Source organism: Acinetobacter sp. SK-43 (genome assembly GCF_015351505.1).
GTDB lineage: Bacteria > Pseudomonadota > Gammaproteobacteria > Pseudomonadales > Moraxellaceae > Acinetobacter > Acinetobacter junii.
The window spans coordinates 1-15,683 of sequence record NZ_JADKPY010000040.1; the positions used below are offsets into that span (position 1 = coordinate 1).

Genomic DNA, 15,683 nt, shown 5'->3' on the forward strand with positions numbered 1-15,683 from the left:
TGTTAATATATATAAAAGACAGGCTAAACCTGCCTTTTTTATACCTAAAATATTTATTTATAACGTTTTGGCGTAGGTTTCGAGTTGATCAACAACCGTTCCCCAACCACTAAAGAAACCCATATCTTCATGTTGTTGTCGTGCTTCAGGAGTGCGATGGCGTGCAATAGCTGTGTATTTTGTTGATCCATTTCCGAGATCTTCAAATAGGATAATTGCCGTCATAAATGGATTTTCACTGGGTTTCCATTCTTCAGTATAAGCATCAGTAAATACTAATTTTTCGCCATCAACGACTTCTAGAAAAACACCATTATTGGGAATCTGATTGCCATCAACATCAAACAAGGTGTTGAATTTTCCACCTACTTTCAAGTCTATTTCACAGGACACGATGGAGTGAGGTTTAGGAATAAAAAAGTGTTTTATATGCTCTGGAGTAGTCCAGCATTCCCAAAGTAACTCACGTGGAACAGCTACAGTTCGTTCTAGTTTTAAATCTGTTTGGGGATCAAGATTCATTTTTTCTTTTCCTTTGTAAATTTAATGCATAGTTATCTAATTGATTTAAGCGTGTTTCCCATATGGCTTGTTGTTCTTGCAACCAGTGTTTTAAAGGGCTAAACGCATGGGGGCGAAGAGCATAGGTTCTCACTCTGCCATTTTTTGTTGTTGTGATCAGTCCCGCTTCTTCCAATTTTTTTAAATGTTTAAGAAAAGAGGGCAAAGCCATCGTATGCTCTTCTGCAAGTGAGGTGGTTGTTGCTTCACCTGTTGCAAGACGAGTGAGTATTGCTCTGCGTGTAGGATCACTTAAAGCATTAAATAACAGATCGAGTTGAAAATCATACTTAGCCATATGGGTAAGTATTTGGTTGAAAAAACAACAAGTCAAGTAAAACTTATCTAAATGGCTAAGTTTTAGATTTAATCTTAAAAAATTTAAGAGCTGAATAAAGAATCAGAAACTCTATCTGATTCTTTAATCGAACCGTTCAACGAATATTTGCCCACCATTGCTTGAAACTTTGTTGCTCATTATCGAGTTCAACCAATTCACCGATCATGGGGGTGGCAAGTCGATAATTTCTTTGTTTTGAATATCTTACAATATGATTAATTGGCTCATTCCAAGGGTGTTTTGCGAGGCTAAACTTAGAATGATGCACAGGTAGCATGTTACGTGCTTGGAGTTCTTCTGTCGCTTGTGCAACTTCATCTGGATGACAATGTACGGAGCGCCAAGCAGCATCGTATTGACCATTTTCCATCAATGCCCAATCAAAAGGTCCGTACTTTTTACCAATCTCCACAAAATGTTTGTCATAGCCTCCATCACCTGTATAAAAAATCTTTCTATTCGGTGATTGTATGATGAAGGATACCCAGAGATTTTTACCGCCTTTAAAGGCACGCCGTGAATCATGATGAGTTGTTTCGGTGATGATCGTAATACCACCTTCAAATTCAATTTTGTCACCCCAGTCTCGTTCAATCAATTGTTCTTTTGAATAGCCCCAGTACTCGAAGTGTTCTCCGACACCGAGACCAGTAATGACATATTTGACTTTGTTCTTTAGTTGCAAAATGGTTTTATAATCCAGATGATCATAATGGTCATGTGAGATCAATAAATAGTCAATTTGGGGTAATTCCTCGACTGTATAAATATCTGTACCTCGATAAGCACGTGTTCCCCAAGGCAGAGGGGAAACTTTGCCACTCATCACTGGGTCAATTAAAAAGGTTTTACCATTCAGTTGGATAAAAACAGAAGAATGCCCAAACCAAATCATGACATCTTGTTTGGGATCGAGTGTACGTAAATTGGTTTTGATAGAGGGAATAATGTCTTTGGGTCTACGATGAGGAATAGTTTTAATAAATGTTCTATACAGTTCAATAAAGGTGTGGGAGCAGTCAGCCATATCAGGTTTTTCTAGTCGATTTCTAAATTGACCCTGACGATAGTTAGGAGAGTTTTCGATACGTTTGAGTCGTTCAGCAGTAGGGATTTTTCCAAATAAGGGATGTTGCGTATATAAAATACTTATGCCAAGCAAGAGCAAAAAAACGATAGCAAAAAGGATTAGCATAGATTCAGTCCACCTTTTCATTTGAGCATTCGGTCCAGACTAGTAATAAAAAGAGAAAGCGACAAAATGATGAAAAAGTTGGGATTAGTCGATAAATGGAAGAACTTAAGAAATTTGTTTCTTTATCTAAGTGAAAAAAGATTTCAAATCTTGAAAGATGTCTTGATCAGAGAAGGGTGATTGGATAAAACGAAGCCATAAAGGGGGAAGCCGTTTATGGTAGACTATGCAGCATTACAAGTATTGTGATGATCTAACGTGGTAGAAAGAGTAGTAAAATGATTGGGCAGCAAAGAAACATACTAGCAGCGATAGGAATTGATATTTGGATTCCTAAAGATGTTGTGTGTGAAAAAAATACTGCTGCACATCTATGGCGAGATCAGGTTGTTGAAAATAATACACCTATTGAAGAAATTTCCTTAGCATCAGATCTTGTTGAAGCGCATGATTTAGAACCAATCATCTCAGAACCAATTGTTGAAGTTCAATCACAACCACAAGAAATTACGCCTAAACCAATTCTTCGAGAGGCAACGACAGCTAAACCGCAGATAGTTGTTGAAGGTTCTGTACAGTCATTTGAATTACAAATGTATGTCTTAGAGAACTGTTCAATTTTGGTTGAGAGCAGTCAATTAAATGCTGAACAACAGCAACTTTGGCAAAATATTCAAAAAGCTAAACTTGGCTACTATGCTGAGCTAAAGTGGCCATTTCCTTTAGCTGAATTTCAGGACAGTCGTGGTTTACCATCCTATATTCAAGGATTTTTAGATGCGACTTCAAATAATAAGAAAATATTATGTTTAGGAAAACTTGAATTTATTCAACATTCTAATATTTTACATTTAGCCAGTTTAGAAGAAATGATTACACAACCTCTACTTAAAAAACGGTTGTGGCAACTTATGCAATAAGGTTCGGAACTCTTATCATGAAGAAAGTCGTTGTATTCAGCCAAATCGATCAGGATGTATTACTCAAGTTACAGCAAGATTATCAAGTGGTCGTGCTGAATCCCAAAATGGGTGATATTAATGAGCAGATTCGAACAGAAGTTGCTGATGCTGACGCGATGATAGGAGCAGGTCGTTTACTCAACGAAACTAATTTAGCGACAGCACAAAAGCTCAAAATTATTTCAACTGTTTCTGTTGGTTATGATAACTATGATGTTAATTATTTAAATCAAAGAAAAATTTGGCTCGCTAATACACCTCATGTATTAACCGAGACGACTGCTGATTTAGCATTTAGTTTACTGCTGAGCGCAGCAAGAAAAATCCCTCAATTAGATGCGTGGATAAAGCAAGGTCAATGGAAGCGTACAGTATCAACCGAACAGTTCGGTATGGATGTTTTCGGTAAAACTTTAGGGATTATCGGGTTAGGGCATATCGGCGCAGCAATTGCTCGACGAGGTTTTCATGGCTTTAACATGAATATTTTGTATCACAATCGCCGTGAAAAAATAGAAGTTGCAGAAGCATATAATGCTCAATACTGTGATTTAGATCGACTGTTACAACAGTCTGATTTCATCGTGGTGGCTGTAGATTTAAATCAAGAATCTAAAGCTTTAATTGGTTCAGCTCAATTTGATTTAATGCAAAAACATGCTGTGTTCGTCAATATTTCACGTGGTTCTGTAGTAGATGAGTCAGCATTGATCGATGCATTACAACAAAACAAAATTTTTGCAGCAGGCTTAGATGTGTATGCAAAAGAACCTTTGCAAGAATCACCATTATTCCAACTACCAAATGTGGTGACTGCCCCTCATATTGGTTCAGCAACTCTCGAAACACGCAAAAAAATGGTTCATCTTGCTTATCAAAATCTTATTGATGCACTTGAGGATCGACAACCTCGTTATCTAGTCAATCCTAAGTTTGAATAAATTCTTACATGTTGATTGCTGAATTATTCATCTAGTCTAGCATTTTAAACTGGCTATTATTGGTACACTTGCGCCCTTTGAAATTGCGTTTGGGGTTGTTGTGTTCGAGAAATTAGCTGAACAAACTTTGGGTTTGATGGGGTGGGAAATTGATAATCACTGGGACTTGGATATTGACCAATGTGTCATGATCGCAGCGCCACATACCAGTAATTGGGATGCACTATATGCACGATTAGCATTGAAAGCTTTAGGTGTAAATGTTCGTTTGACGATCAAAGACAGCTATATGAAATTTCCATTTGGTCCTTTTGTGCGTGCGATGGGCGGAATAGGAATAGATCGCAGTGCTAAGCAAGAAGGTCAGGAAAGACCAAGCATGGTTCAGTTGATGAGTGATCTATTTAAAACACACCCTAAACTTGTGATGCTTGTAACACCAGAAGGAACACGTGCGAAACAAGAACAATGGAAAACAGGTTTTTATCATGTTGCTGTGAATGCAGGTGTACCTATTGCATTGGCATATATGGATTATGCAAAAAAGAAAACAGGTATTGGTAAAATTGTTTATCCATCAGGTGATTATCAAAAAGATATGACCGAGATTATGGCTTTTTATGCAGAAATTAATGCTAAATTTCCAGAGAAATTCAGTATTGATCAACGTTTTTCGCCTGACCAGTAATTCTTTAGAATTTCAAAAATCATAAAGTAAGACAGGATTTTCCTGTCTTTTATAACACTTCGTTGCAAATTTCTCCTAAATCAAATGGTATATTAAATTTTTCCAGTAGAATCATAGAGAAACCACTTGAGACCGTTGCTGCTCGCATGTGGCTTATTTGCCACGACTCAACTTAGTCATACACAGGTCTTTTTACCTCCGCAAATTTCAGGTCAAACTGAAATACCTGATATCGGTAGTGGTGTTGGGTTGCTTGATCAGCAAAAAGAAAAACTGATCGGAGAGAAAGTTTATCGCGAAGTGCGTCGTCAAATGCCAACTGTACAAGATGCATGGTTGGAAGATCAGTTTCTTCAAGTGTTTTCAGGTATTCTCAGCCAAACTCAGCTTGGGCAACCGATTGGTCTAGTGGTGATTAAAGACCCTCAAATTAATGCTTTTGCAGTTCCTGGTGGTCTCTTTGCATTAAACACGGGTTTAATCACTTCTGCGAAAAATATCGATGAGATTGCTGGTGTTATGGCTCACGAGATAGCACACGTTTCGCAACGTCACTATAGCCGATCCCAAGAAGCCTTCAAAGGGCAAGGATTGCTTGCTTTAGCAGGTATCCTCGTAGGAGCTGCGATTGCTTCACAAGCTGACGGTGATGTTGGCTCTGCTGTAATGCTAGGTACTCAAGCTGCCTTAATGGATAAGCAATTGAGTTATAGTCGTAATCAAGAGCGTGAAGCGGATCGTATCGGTATGCAATTCATGTATTCCTCTGGTTACAATCCACAAAGTATGGCTGACTATTTCGAAACGATGCATCGTGCTACTAGCCGAGTCAGTTTCCTACCAGATTTCTGGTTTACCCACCCATTAACCACGGAACGTATGAGTGAGGCACGATTACGTGCAAACCAGTTACCTCGAGTGAAACCAAAAATTTATGATCTCGATTTTGATATCATGAAATGGTACACCTATGTCGTATCAAATCAGGCGACAGAAAATCAGCTTCAAGCTTTGGCTAATCAAAAGAATATTGCGGGATTACTTGCGATCAGTAAGTTTTATTTAGAGCGAGGTGATTATGCACAAGCCCAGACCAGCCTTGATCAAGTCAAATTAAAATTAAAAAATCACGTACTTATTCCATTGATCCAAACGGATATTTATCTAGGTCAAAATAAAATTGATCTGGCTTATAACAGTATCAATTCAATCCAACGCACTATGCCTGAAAATCGTGCTTTATCTTATAAATTAGCGGAAGTGCTTATAAGACAAGGTAAAGCAGCTGAAGCCCAAACCTTAGTACAACGATTTATACATAAAAATCAAAGAGACGTGGAGGGGTGGCAACTATTACAACAGGCAACCAATCTAGATAAGAGTTCACCTTTGCAAGCGATCAATGTTTTATGTTACCGAGCAGAGGTTGAATATTGGTCAGGTCATGAAGAAAATGCTATAAAATCAATGCTACATGCCCAACGTTTGGCGAAAGGTAATATGGCTATGTCAGCAAAAATTGATTCGCGTTTAAAACAAATGCAAGATGATCGCCGAATGAAAATTTAATAATTGAGGAAAATAATGATAAAAGGACAGTGTTTATGTGGAGCAGTTCAATATCAATATGATGGGGAAATCGAACAGAGCATTTTGTGTTATTGCCAGCATTGTCAACAAGCTCAAGGTAGTATCGCAGGTTGGAATAGTCCAATTGATCAAACCAAATTCCAATTCATATCTGGACAAGATCAGTTAAAAGAATACTTACATACTCCCAATAAAGCTCGTGTGTTCTGCCAGAATTGTGGAAGTCCAATTTACTCGTATCGTACTGATCTACCCAATATTATTCGTTTGCGTTTGGGCTCTGTTACAGAGGGCAAACTTCCTGCACCAGAGGAAGAATTTTTTACTGAGCATAAGCCAAATTTTCTTGAATTAAGATAAGATGTCCTGCGTAAGGAATAACTGAGAAGTTAAAAGATTTATGAAAAAGATTTTTATTTTTATTTTTGCAATAAGCATGATCGGGGTGAGTTCAGCGAGTTCTGTTGAACAATATGTAAATTCTGTAGAGAAGATTACTGCAAATTATGCGCAAGATATGCGTGGTTTTCTGCGTAGTTTAGATCCTCAACTTTCGCGTTTTAGTCCTGAACAGCAGGCAAAATTCTGTGGTATTACCAATCAATATGTGCAGGATTTATATCAAGCAATTGAGCGTAATCGATCATCTTTGACGGGACAATATGCGACGATGACGAAACAAGATGTGATTAATCAAGTTGCAGAATCTAAAGAAATGCAAATGCTGAAAAAATACAATATTCAGTGTAATTTTAATTGATATAGATAGATGGGTTCATTTAAATGAATCCATTTACATTAATATAGAGAGGGGGATAAAAGCAGCTTAGCTTAATTTTGCTTTGATTTTAGCAGATACTTGTGCAGGATCGGCACGCCCGGCTATGATCGGACGTAGAGAATTCATCACCTTACCCATATCTTTCATGCTAGTAGCTTCTTGAGCAGCAATCGTTTGCTCAATGATAGAATCAAGTTCTTCCTCAGTCATAGCTGCTGGTAGAAATTGAGAAATAACCTCAACTTCGGCTTGTTCTTTACTAGCTAAATCATCTCGACCAGCGCCAGAAAAGGCCTTGATCGATTCTTTACGTTGTTTAATTTGTTTTTCAATGACCGCAAGAACCTGAGCATCGTCAAGCTCAATGCGCTCATCGACTTCGATTTGCTTAATTGCTGCTTGTAGACCACGAATGACCGTTACTGTTGCCATATCTTTGGCACGCATTGAAGTTTTTAATACGTCAGTAATTTGGTCTTTTAAAGTAGTCATAGTCTTTTCAGCAATCAATCACAAATTAATTAGTAAAGGCGAGTAGTACGTACAGATTCGCGAGTCAATTTCTTTTGATAACGCTTAACTGCTGCAGCTTTTTTACGCTTACGTTCTTGAGTTGGTTTCTCATAGAATTCGCGCTTACGAACGTCAGCTAAAACACCCGCTTTTTCGCATGAACGTTTGAAACGACGGATAGCTACGTCTACTGGTTCGCCTTCTTTCAACTTAACTTGTGGCATGTAAAATCCTCTAAGATTATGGATAAGACCTAATGCACGATTGCACTAGATCGCAAGTGAAGGTCAGTATTTTACTCATTTACAACTCAGATCACAAGTCTATAATAGCTTCGATATTATTTTTGATCGTTGTAAAGGCAGTTTAATGATTGTTTTGGGCTTAGAAACTTCGTGTGATGAAACTGGGTTAGCACTCTATGATAGCGAGCTCGGCTTACGTGGACAGGTTCTATATAGTCAGATCAAACTGCATGCTGAATATGGTGGTGTTGTTCCTGAACTTGCATCACGTGATCATGTACGAAAAATGATTCCTTTGATTAATCAGTTGCTTGAGCAAAGTGGAGTTAAAAAACAAGAAATTGATGCAATTGCATATACACGCGGACCAGGACTCATGGGAGCGTTAATGACAGGTGCATTATTTGGACGCACTTTGGCTTTTGCATTTAACAAACCAGCCATCGGTGTACACCACATGGAAGGTCATATGCTTGCGCCTTTACTTTCTGAAACTCCACCAGAATTTCCATTTGTAGCCTTACTAGTTTCAGGTGGTCATACGCAACTGATGGCAGCTCATGGAATTGGTCAATATGAATTACTTGGCGAGTCGATAGATGATGCTGCGGGTGAGGCATTTGATAAAGTTGCAAAAATGATGAAATTGCCATACCCAGGTGGTCCTAATATTGCCAAATTAGCTTTGCAAGGTAATTCACAAGCATTTGAATTTCCTCGCCCGATGTTACATCAAGGCTTGGATTTTTCATTTAGTGGTTTGAAAACTGCGGTTTCTGTTCAGTTGAAAAAATTGGGTGAAGAAAATCGTGATGCAGATATCGCAGCTTCTTTCCAAGAAGCAATCGTTGATACTTTGGTTAAAAAATCAGTGAAAGCTTTGAAGCAAACTGGTTTGAAACGATTGGTGATTGCTGGAGGTGTGAGTGCGAATGTTCGCTTACGTGAGCAATTAGAAACCTCTTTGAAAAAGATCAAAGCGCAAGTTTATTATGCTGAACCTGCCTTATGTACAGATAATGGTGCAATGATTGCCTTTGCTGGTTATCAACGTTTAAAAGCAGGGCAACAAGATGGTTTGGCGGTCACAACTACACCTAGATGGCCGATGACAGACTTAGAACCGACCTGATATTTGGTTGGTTAAATATCTTATATCTGTTCTAAGTTAAGACATTTAAAGATCAAATCATTGATTAATGTGTAGCTTGAAGCTCAGGAGCTACAGCTATCGTGTTAAAGTGTCGAATAAATTATTTATTTTGATGAGCTAAAACTCATAGCGGAGTACAAGTTGAAGATTTCTTATATTTTTACATGTGGTCGATTAGAATCTTTATATAAGATTCTATGCCTCATTCAACAAGGTGATGAGAACGAGACATCAAAAGAGAAAGTGATTGAACAATATAAAAAAGATCTTTCTTTGGGCCGTTCATTTGAAGAAACTGAACTTTATCAATTAATTGAACAAAGTGAAGAAAAAATCATTATCAATCGTTTGAGTAATATTCTTCGTGATAAACCAGCTCAACAGAAGAAAGAATTTGATTTTCAAGAATATAAAACAGGTGCGTGGTCTGAACTAAGTGACTATAAGTTAGCGGTTAGATTCTCGAATGCCAAAACACTTTTGAGTGAAAAGCATTTTGAGAAAACTGGTGAATATATGACCAGTCGTGGTATTGCGAAATTAACGGGTTTCAATCCAGCGAATATCAAAAATATGTTGCAGCATAAAAGAAGTGTGGTGAAAAAAATGTTATTTACTTTGGAAAAATTAGCGCAAGAATATTGATCTAAGTAACTAACGTATTAGAAAAAACAGATGCAGAGAAAGTTTATTTTCTGCATCTGCGATTTAAATTTTTATATTGAATTATTGATCATAGCTCTATGCTATTTAATATTGGTTGAAACTCGAAATTATTTTGGACGGTCTGTTTTAGACAACACGGCTAAACAAACAAAAATCAAAACCATGCCAACCCAACCAATCGGTGCTAATTGCTCACCGACTAAAAGAACTGCGAATAAAGCAGCAACGAGTGGCTCGAATAAAGTAAGCGTAGTTGCTGTGCTTGCGGAGATCATTTTTAGTGCATACCCAAATAGTAGATAGCCCAGAAACATTGGAATCAACATCATATAGGCAACAACATAAAGATTTACAGACTCATCAAAGAGGTTTGAACCCGTAAAAAATAATGTTGGTAATAAGATTAAAGCGCCAAAACCAAAAATTAAACCCATTGATGTTTTTGAATCTACACCTCGATCAATCATTTTTTTAGCAGCCCATGAGTATAGTGAATAGGTGAGAGCTGCAATCAATCCGAGAATGATTCCAATGTTTTTTTGATCTGTCGAAATGCTTTGTGTTGGTCCATGAGAGTGTGTTTCGCCCACAGATAAAAGTAATACTCCGATAACGCCAAAAATAAAACTAATAAACCATTTCAATGAAAGTGCTTTTTTATCGAAAATTTTTTCTAATAAAGCTGTAAATAATGGTGCCGACCCAATCGAGACTACCGTTCCAATCGTAATTCCAGCCATACGCATTGAGCTATAAAAAGCGAGAGGATAAATGGCTACTGAAATCATTCCAATCAGAAGCAAAGGGTAGTAAGACTTGATTTGTGGTAGATGATCTAAAATCTTTTTATGAGCGAGCAAGGCTTGTAGTAATCCACCACCACCCATTGCAATTGCTCCTATTGTAAGAGGGCTTAAATTAGGCGCATAAGATGCCGCAGTTCCAGTAGTACCCCATAAAATTGAGGCAATCAAAACTGCAATAAAACCAGAGTGGGAGCTGAGGTTTGAAGTTTTGCTATTCAATTTTTAATCTCTTGTTCTAATAATCGTTGAACCATTTGCTTCGCTGCAAATACTTTGTCGCTTGAGTTTTCTAAACCAGCTCTAGCAATTGAGCCTTCTAAAATAAAAGAAATTAAAAGAGCAAGTTCTTGGACTTTCTTAGAATCTTCAAATTGTTGCATTAGATACCCAGCAACAATGTTTTCAATTTCATCTTTATGCTTTTTGACTGCTAGACGCTCAGGACTATGAGCAGGAAACTCAGCTGCTGCATTTAACAAGCCGCAGCCCCTAAACCCTTTTTCATAGGCAAACTCTGCATGATCATGGTAAGCATCAAAAATAGCGAGAATGCCATCAATAGGTGAGTGAATTTGAGCTTTCCTTTTTTCAAATAATTCTAACCATTCTTGATGACGGGCTTCGATGTAGCAGCTAATCAAATCTGATTTCGTGGGGAAATTATTATAGAGCGACATTTTCGCCACTTGCGCTTTGTCTGTAATGCTATTAATACCAGTATTGGTAATCCCATCGTTATAAAACAGGATAGATGCTGCATCTAAGATCTTTTGTTTGACTGACTTTGTACTCATAATTTAATATTGGGTATACCGATCTACCTAATATTATAGAAAAGTAAACTAATCTGCTAGCGAAATTTGTTTGTTTTAGATGATTATCGGAAATGTTAGAAAGAGAATTATGCTGACTTACCAGGTGGTGTTGTTTTATAGTCACATGAAATTTATATGGTTTTTCTAATTGACATCAGAGTTCTTTGACAACGCAATTGTTTCCTAGTTTTTATAAAATTTAATGAAGAAGAAACAATTGCGAGTGCTATTAAGAAGCAAGTTAAGTATCTGAGGCGTTTATGTTTGATCTTTATTCGCTAACTTTTCTAAATTTTTTGAACCAATCCAGTGTTTAGAAAATTGGTATGCTGCACGACCAGAACGTTGCCCTCGTGCTTGACACCATTTCAAGCTTTCGCCTCGAACAATATCGTTATATTCTAAGCCTGCTTTAACAATGTAATGTTCAACGATTTTCAAATATAGTTGCTGGTCCATTGGGTAGAATGAAAGCCACATTCCAAAACGATCTGAAAGAGATATTTTTTCTTCAATCGCTTCTTGTGGATGTAATTCAGTGTATTGAGGTACGTCTACTTTCCGTACTGGGGTATTTTCATGCATAAATTCAGGTAGAAGGTGACGACGATTACTCGTCGCATAAATAATAAAATTGCTCGAACCTGATTGAAGAGAACCATCTAGCACGCTTTTCAAACTGCGATAATTTTCATCTTCTGCGTTGAATGCTAAATCATCACAATAAACAATAAATTTCTCAGGACGTTGTTCAATGAGTTTTTGGATTTTGGGTAAATCAGATAAATCATCACGTTCTATTTCAATTAAACGTAGTCCTTGATCAGAGTATTCTGTCAGTAAAGCACGAACAATTGAGGATTTTCCTGTGCCACGAGAACCTGTTAATAAAACATCATTGGCAGGGAGGCCATTTAAAAACTGCAAGGTGTTTTGAATGATTTTATCTTTTTGACGCTCTATTCCTTTTAGATCTTCCAGATACATTTTTTTAGGTTGTTGTATGGCGATCAGTTCTTGATTTTCCCATTTAAATGCGATTGCAGAAAAATCAGTCGGTTGCTTCGGTTGTGGCAGAACATGCTGTAATTGAGTCAAAACATTCGACAAAGATGCAAGAATAGATTCTGGTAAGTCTAAGATAGCCATAAAAACACACAAAACTCAGTGATTAATGAAGATTGATACTAGCACTGCTTGCACGAAAATAAAGGAAATATCATCAAAACGATGCACAATAACAAGAATTTATACTTGATTGTTTAAGTAGGTTTTTGCATTGTATAAGTGCATGAATAAAAAATGAAGACGGGATAGGACAGACGATGCTAAACAAAGTAAGAGAAAAGAAAAATAGCTATCAAAAACATCGGGTTGATGTCCTAAAAGAGGATTTGCAGCATGCTAGAAGTTATCAAGAATGGAAGGAAATCGCGCTAAAACTAGATGAGGAATCTGGCAGAGAGGAGTGGAAGTACGATAATCAGTCGCCCTATTTTGATGCTGAAGCATTATCAAATCGATACACCTTATTAAAAAAATATCGTACTCAACATCGAACACTTGATTTAATTTATGTTCTTCGTGAAGGATTGTCTTATGATTTTGCAAATATTGGTCATCCGATGTTATTTGCTGAGACATATGTAGGAACAAAAAAAATTATTGAAAACTATGTAGAACTTGTGAGTGATTGTTTTCAATATCTCGCCTCGAGCGAATGTATAACTTTCCAATTAAAAGAGAAAATTCAATTCTTTGAAGAATGCCAAAAAGCCTATGGACAACCTGCTCTCATGTTTTCTGGAGGGGCAACTTTGGGTTTGTTTCATACAGGCGTGTGTAAAGCATTATTTGAGCAAGATTTGATGCCAAGTGTTCTGTCTGGGTCGAGTGCGGGAGCGATTATGACAGGTATGCTTGGTGTTTCAAAGAACGATAAGATCCCTGAGTTGCTTGGTGGACAGCATTTTTTTAGTGATGCATTCCGTTTTCGCACCGTGACTGAGCTAATTAAAGGGCATGGTGGTTTGGCTGATGTGATGTATCTCAAAAAATTCTTAATGAATAATTTGGGTGATTTAACTTTTGCTGAGGCATATCAACAATCTAAACGACATATTAATATTGTCGTAGCACCGCATAATACTGCTCAAAATCCTAGAATTATGAATGCATTAACTGCACCTAATGTTTTGGTTTGGAGCGCAGTGTTAGCATCTTGTGCCGTACCTGTATTATTTCCGCCAGTGCATCTAACCAGTAAGCGTTATGATGGACAACATACCCCCTATATGGCAAAGACAAAATGGGTGGATGGGAGTATGCGTAGTGATTTTCCTCAGGAAAAAATGGCGCGTCTTTATAATATTAACTACACCATCGCCAGTCAGGTGAATCCTCATATTGTGCCATTTATGCAGAGCGACACAGATCGTTTTCGTAGAGATGTATTAAGTTGGCCTCAACGCATTGTCCGTCATCAAGGGAAAGCGATTGCGATGGAAGTGATGGATTTAACACGAAACTATATGGGAGGTTTTTTCCCAATCCGTCGAGTACTTGATCATGGCTATGGCATACTTGGACAGCGTTATTATGGTGATGTAAATATCATCGCTAAATATGGTTTGCGCCACTATAACTATATGTTAAAAAATCCTCGACCTAGGATTTTCAAGATTTTGCAGCAAGAAGGTGAGCGAGCAACATGGCCAAAAATCACCTCAATAGAAACGCATGCGCGGATCGGTAAAACAATAGAACATTGTTTGGCATCATTACGTAAGCAAGAAAATAAGCAGCAGAATGAATTCTATTATGTTGATCTCTGACTTAGATCATTCGTTTGATGAGATAGCGTTACAGACCAAACAAAAAAGCCATTCATATGGACGGCGTTTATATACATTAACTCAAGGTCATAAAAAATATTGGCTAAAGTTTCATGTTGAGCAACACAACCAAGTTTTAGAAGATTCATTTAACGCCGAATTAGAGTTTTATCACCAAAATAAGATTGCTAGTTCGGATTTTTTAGTCCCTTATAGCGTTATTGATTTATCCAAGCTGAATTTTTTAAATGAAACGAGGCAAAGTGGAGAAGGGCTATTAACGTTAGATACGAACGATTTTTTTATAAAATTTAGTCCTGAAAATGATCTGCATGAGATCAGAAAACAAATTTTACTTGCTTTAAATGCCCTTGCAGCACTTCATCAAAGTGGTTGGATACATGGTGATCTGAAATCAGAGCATTTTAGGCGTTATTTAGATACCTGTAGATTGATTGATTTTGAGCAGAGTCAACGAATTATTAGTCCGAAGAAATTATTGACCGCGACACCGCATTACATGGCACCTGAACTGTTTCATGGTCAACCCAAGTCTGTACAAAGTGACTTATACGCTTTTGGAATTATTCTATATGAATGGCTCTGTCAATCGAGATTATCTGCAAAAACCTATCATGATTGGGCAATACTGCATTGCCAAGAGTTGCAGATCAAACTTCCAGATTCACTAAAGTGCTTTTTGCCGATACTTGATGGTTTATTAAAGAAAAAAATTGATGAACGCTTTGGCTCAGTTACAGAGCTAAAAAATGCGATTCGAACAATAAATTTGTTGTAAAAATAAACATAAATCTTTGATTTGAATATTATATGTTCACTTGAATTGGTTTTTTATCAGAAAGTCTTGTCATAAAGCCGCTTTGTCACTAATATGCATACCCATCGGGGGCGTGGCGAAATTGGTAGACGCACTGGATTTAGGTTCCAGCGCCGCAAGGTGTAAGAGTTCGAGTCTCTTCGCCCCCACCAAATTTAAGAAGCAAGGTTATCTTGCTTTTTTTATGATTAAATCAGAAATGAATTAATCATACGGTTATAGAGGATTGGTGTAATGGTAGCATGACGGTCTCCAAAACCGTTCGTCAAGGTTCGAGTCCTTGATCCTCTGCCAAATTAATAAAAAGCCTTTGTTAAATACAAGGGCTTTTTTATTTGGTTAAAAATTTCGTTTGCTCATGAAAAAAGCATTAGCTTTCAGATGCATGGTTTTTTTATAAAAAAGGCTTGTCAGCAAGAAAGTTTATCACTAATATACACATCCATCGGGGGCGTGGCGAAATTGGTAGACGCACTGGATTTAGGTTCCAGCGCCGCAAGGTGTAAGAGTTCGAGTCTCTTCGCCCCCACCAAATTTTAAAAAGTAATCTTTTACTTTTTAGTGATTAACGACTAAATAAGTTAATCAAGTTGTTATAGAGGATTGGTGTAATGGTAGCATGACGGTCTCCAAAACCGTTCGTCAAGGTTCGAGTCCTTGATCCTCTGCCAAATTAATAAAAAAGCCCTTGTTTGATACAAGGGCTTTTTTATTTCGCAGTATTTTGAAATTAATTTACTTTGATGAGTATTCAC

General features: G+C 37.4%; 18 protein-coding genes and 4 tRNA genes. 14 read left to right on the forward strand and 8 right to left on the reverse strand.

Annotated features, from left to right (window positions below; all coding sequences use genetic code 11):
- Positions 1-57: 57 nt before the first annotated feature.
- From IRT38_RS08900 to IRT38_RS08910, 3 genes are all read right to left on the reverse strand, one after another.
- A complete protein-coding gene (locus tag IRT38_RS08900) occupies positions 58-522 on the reverse strand; it encodes an SRPBCC family protein (protein WP_194597481.1) in 465 nt (154 codons plus the stop codon).
- Positions 512-859: an ArsR/SmtB family transcription factor gene (locus IRT38_RS08905; protein ID WP_004959578.1), complete on the reverse strand. Its 348-nt coding sequence runs from the start codon at positions 857-859 to the stop codon at positions 512-514. Before IRT38_RS08905 ends, IRT38_RS08900 begins: the two co-directional genes overlap by 11 nt.
- Before the next feature lie 136 nt (positions 860-995).
- Entirely contained in the window at positions 996-2,096 is a 1,101-nt protein-coding gene (locus IRT38_RS08910; RefSeq protein WP_194597482.1) for an MBL fold metallo-hydrolase, read from the reverse strand.
- Between the two features lie 278 nt (positions 2,097-2,374).
- Here IRT38_RS08910 and IRT38_RS08915 point away from each other — a divergent pair, with 278 nt between their 5' ends.
- From IRT38_RS08915 to IRT38_RS08940, 6 genes are all read left to right on the forward strand, one after another.
- Positions 2,375-3,016: a hypothetical protein gene (locus IRT38_RS08915; RefSeq protein ID WP_194597483.1), complete on the forward strand. Its 642-nt coding sequence runs from the start codon at positions 2,375-2,377 to the stop codon at positions 3,014-3,016.
- 17 nt (positions 3,017-3,033) lie between these two features.
- Entirely contained in the window at positions 3,034-3,999 is a 966-nt protein-coding gene (locus tag IRT38_RS08920; protein ID WP_004913210.1) for a 2-hydroxyacid dehydrogenase, read from the forward strand.
- A 100-nt stretch (positions 4,000-4,099) separates the two neighbouring features.
- Positions 4,100-4,687 (forward strand): 1-acyl-sn-glycerol-3-phosphate acyltransferase, encoded by a 588-nt coding sequence (locus IRT38_RS08925; protein ID WP_194597484.1) that lies wholly within the window; start codon positions 4,100-4,102, stop codon positions 4,685-4,687.
- Between the two features lie 126 nt (positions 4,688-4,813).
- Positions 4,814-6,256, forward strand: coding sequence for a M48 family metalloprotease (locus IRT38_RS08930; protein WP_194597485.1), 1,443 nt, complete (start codon positions 4,814-4,816; stop codon positions 6,254-6,256).
- Between the two features lie 15 nt (positions 6,257-6,271).
- Positions 6,272-6,637: a GFA family protein gene (locus tag IRT38_RS08935; protein ID WP_194597486.1), complete on the forward strand. Its 366-nt coding sequence runs from the start codon at positions 6,272-6,274 to the stop codon at positions 6,635-6,637.
- Between the two features lie 40 nt (positions 6,638-6,677).
- Complete coding sequence (locus IRT38_RS08940; protein WP_005402919.1) at positions 6,678-7,037, forward strand: hypothetical protein; 360 nt, start codon at positions 6,678-6,680, stop codon at positions 7,035-7,037.
- Between the two features lie 66 nt (positions 7,038-7,103).
- On the opposite strand, the gene IRT38_RS08945 is transcribed toward IRT38_RS08940, so the two are convergent.
- Both IRT38_RS08945 and rpsU read right to left on the reverse strand, forming a co-directional pair.
- Positions 7,104-7,550: a GatB/YqeY domain-containing protein gene (locus IRT38_RS08945; protein WP_004913195.1), complete on the reverse strand. Its 447-nt coding sequence runs from the start codon at positions 7,548-7,550 to the stop codon at positions 7,104-7,106.
- A gap of 29 nt (positions 7,551-7,579) precedes the next feature.
- The gene (rpsU, locus tag IRT38_RS08950; RefSeq protein ID WP_004652785.1) at positions 7,580-7,795 is read right to left on the reverse strand and encodes a 30S ribosomal protein S21; all 216 of its coding nucleotides are present in this window, start codon (positions 7,793-7,795) and stop codon (positions 7,580-7,582) included.
- Between the two features lie 145 nt (positions 7,796-7,940).
- Here rpsU and tsaD point away from each other — a divergent pair, with 145 nt between their 5' ends.
- On the forward strand, positions 7,941-8,948 hold the full coding sequence (gene tsaD, locus IRT38_RS08955; RefSeq protein WP_005402918.1) for a tRNA (adenosine(37)-N6)-threonylcarbamoyltransferase complex transferase subunit TsaD: 1,008 nt from the start codon (positions 7,941-7,943) through the stop codon (positions 8,946-8,948).
- 162 nt (positions 8,949-9,110) lie between these two features.
- Positions 9,111-9,614, forward strand: coding sequence for a hypothetical protein (locus IRT38_RS08960; RefSeq protein ID WP_004913191.1), 504 nt, complete (start codon positions 9,111-9,113; stop codon positions 9,612-9,614).
- Positions 9,615-9,742: 128 nt separating this feature from the next.
- On the opposite strand, the gene IRT38_RS08965 is transcribed toward IRT38_RS08960, so the two are convergent.
- From IRT38_RS08965 to IRT38_RS08975, 3 genes are all read right to left on the reverse strand, one after another.
- The gene (locus tag IRT38_RS08965) at positions 9,743-10,660 is read right to left on the reverse strand and encodes a DMT family transporter (protein WP_194597487.1); all 918 of its coding nucleotides are present in this window, start codon (positions 10,658-10,660) and stop codon (positions 9,743-9,745) included.
- On the reverse strand, positions 10,657-11,235 hold the full coding sequence (locus IRT38_RS08970; RefSeq protein ID WP_194597488.1) for a TetR/AcrR family transcriptional regulator: 579 nt from the start codon (positions 11,233-11,235) through the stop codon (positions 10,657-10,659). Before IRT38_RS08970 ends, IRT38_RS08965 begins: the two co-directional genes overlap by 4 nt.
- A gap of 279 nt (positions 11,236-11,514) precedes the next feature.
- Positions 11,515-12,405: an ATP-binding protein gene (locus tag IRT38_RS08975; RefSeq protein ID WP_194597489.1), complete on the reverse strand. Its 891-nt coding sequence runs from the start codon at positions 12,403-12,405 to the stop codon at positions 11,515-11,517.
- A gap of 176 nt (positions 12,406-12,581) precedes the next feature.
- On the opposite strand from IRT38_RS08975, the gene IRT38_RS08980 reads away from it, so the two are divergent.
- The 6 genes from IRT38_RS08980 to IRT38_RS09005 all read left to right on the forward strand — a co-directional run bounded on the left by IRT38_RS08980 (position 12,582) and on the right by IRT38_RS09005 (position 15,599).
- Positions 12,582-14,090: a DUF3336 domain-containing protein gene (locus IRT38_RS08980; RefSeq protein WP_004953257.1), complete on the forward strand. Its 1,509-nt coding sequence runs from the start codon at positions 12,582-12,584 to the stop codon at positions 14,088-14,090.
- Entirely contained in the window at positions 14,065-14,889 is an 825-nt protein-coding gene (locus tag IRT38_RS08985) for a protein kinase domain-containing protein (protein WP_194597490.1), read from the forward strand. Before IRT38_RS08980 ends, IRT38_RS08985 begins: the two co-directional genes overlap by 26 nt.
- A 106-nt stretch (positions 14,890-14,995) precedes the next feature.
- A tRNA-Leu gene (locus IRT38_RS08990) sits at positions 14,996-15,080 on the forward strand.
- A 68-nt stretch (positions 15,081-15,148) separates the two neighbouring features.
- Positions 15,149-15,222 (forward strand) — tRNA-Trp (locus IRT38_RS08995).
- A gap of 153 nt (positions 15,223-15,375) precedes the next feature.
- Positions 15,376-15,460: transfer RNA gene (locus IRT38_RS09000), tRNA-Leu, on the forward strand.
- A gap of 65 nt (positions 15,461-15,525) precedes the next feature.
- Positions 15,526-15,599, forward strand: a tRNA-Trp gene (locus IRT38_RS09005).
- The last annotated feature ends 84 nt before the right edge of the window (positions 15,600-15,683 follow it).

What these genes read in the sequence shown, in the direction of transcription:
- IRT38_RS08940 (WP_005402919.1), top strand. Translation starts at nt 6,678, where the DNA reads ATGAAAAAGATTTTTATTTTTATTTTTGCAATAAGCATGATCGGGGTG.
- IRT38_RS08980 (WP_004953257.1), top strand. Translation starts at nt 12,582, where the DNA reads ATGCTAAACAAAGTAAGAGAAAAGAAAAATAGCTATCAAAAACATCGG.
- rpsU (WP_004652785.1), bottom strand. Translation starts at nt 7,795, where the DNA reads ATGCCACAAGTTAAGTTGAAAGAAGGCGAACCAGTAGACGTAGCTATC.
- tsaD (WP_005402918.1), top strand. Translation starts at nt 7,941, where the DNA reads ATGATTGTTTTGGGCTTAGAAACTTCGTGTGATGAAACTGGGTTAGCA.
- IRT38_RS08905 (WP_004959578.1), bottom strand. Translation starts at nt 859, where the DNA reads ATGGCTAAGTATGATTTTCAACTCGATCTGTTATTTAATGCTTTAAGT.
- IRT38_RS08910 (WP_194597482.1), bottom strand. Translation starts at nt 2,096, where the DNA reads ATGCTAATCCTTTTTGCTATCGTTTTTTTGCTCTTGCTTGGCATAAGT.
- IRT38_RS08900 (WP_194597481.1), bottom strand. Translation starts at nt 522, where the DNA reads ATGAATCTTGATCCCCAAACAGATTTAAAACTAGAACGAACTGTAGCT.
- IRT38_RS08915 (WP_194597483.1), top strand. Translation starts at nt 2,375, where the DNA reads ATGATTGGGCAGCAAAGAAACATACTAGCAGCGATAGGAATTGATATT.
- IRT38_RS08935 (WP_194597486.1), top strand. Translation starts at nt 6,272, where the DNA reads ATGATAAAAGGACAGTGTTTATGTGGAGCAGTTCAATATCAATATGAT.
- IRT38_RS08920 (WP_004913210.1), top strand. Translation starts at nt 3,034, where the DNA reads ATGAAGAAAGTCGTTGTATTCAGCCAAATCGATCAGGATGTATTACTC.
- IRT38_RS08985 (WP_194597490.1), top strand. Translation starts at nt 14,065, where the DNA reads ATGAATTCTATTATGTTGATCTCTGACTTAGATCATTCGTTTGATGAG.
- IRT38_RS08975 (WP_194597489.1), bottom strand. Translation starts at nt 12,405, where the DNA reads ATGGCTATCTTAGACTTACCAGAATCTATTCTTGCATCTTTGTCGAAT.
- IRT38_RS08945 (WP_004913195.1), bottom strand. Translation starts at nt 7,550, where the DNA reads ATGACTACTTTAAAAGACCAAATTACTGACGTATTAAAAACTTCAATG.
- IRT38_RS08970 (WP_194597488.1), bottom strand. Translation starts at nt 11,235, where the DNA reads ATGAGTACAAAGTCAGTCAAACAAAAGATCTTAGATGCAGCATCTATC.